Below are 352 nucleotides of genomic sequence, written 5' to 3'. Positions count from 1 at the left end.
GTTCTACGCCTCGGTGGCGCACAGCCGGCCGCTGTCGGTCGGGCTGAACTGCGCGCTGGGCGCCGACGACATGCGCCCCCACGTGGAAACCCTGTCGATCGTGGCCGACTGCCTGGTCAGCGCGCATCCCAACGCCGGCCTGCCCAACGCTTTCGGCGAATACGACGAAACCCCCGAGGAAATGGCCGGCACCCTGCGCGAGTTCGCCAGTGCTGGCCTGCTCAACCTGGTGGGCGGCTGCTGCGGCACCACCCCCGCGCACATCCGCGCCATCGCCGAGGCGGTGGCCGACCTGCCGCCGCGCGCCCTGCCCGGCCCCGCCCTGGAGGATGCCGCGTGAGCGCATCCGCCG

Annotated in this window: 1 protein-coding gene; it reads left to right on the top strand. The window is 73.3% G+C overall.

Features of this window, described 5'->3' with window-relative positions; translation table 11 throughout:
* Positions 1 to 340: homocysteine S-methyltransferase family protein (locus tag DBR34_RS24515; protein WP_258224234.1), on the top strand; the 340-nt coding region annotated here is incomplete at its 5' end.
* Positions 341 to 352: the final 12 nt, after the last annotated feature.

The sequence above is a fragment of the Stenotrophomonas sp. HMWF003 genome (genome assembly GCF_003061285.1).
GTDB classification, from domain to species: Bacteria; Pseudomonadota; Gammaproteobacteria; order Xanthomonadales; family Xanthomonadaceae; genus Stenotrophomonas; species Stenotrophomonas maltophilia_AP.
Note: the sequence above shows the minus strand (reverse complement) of the source record. Positions and strands in the feature narration are given on the sequence as shown.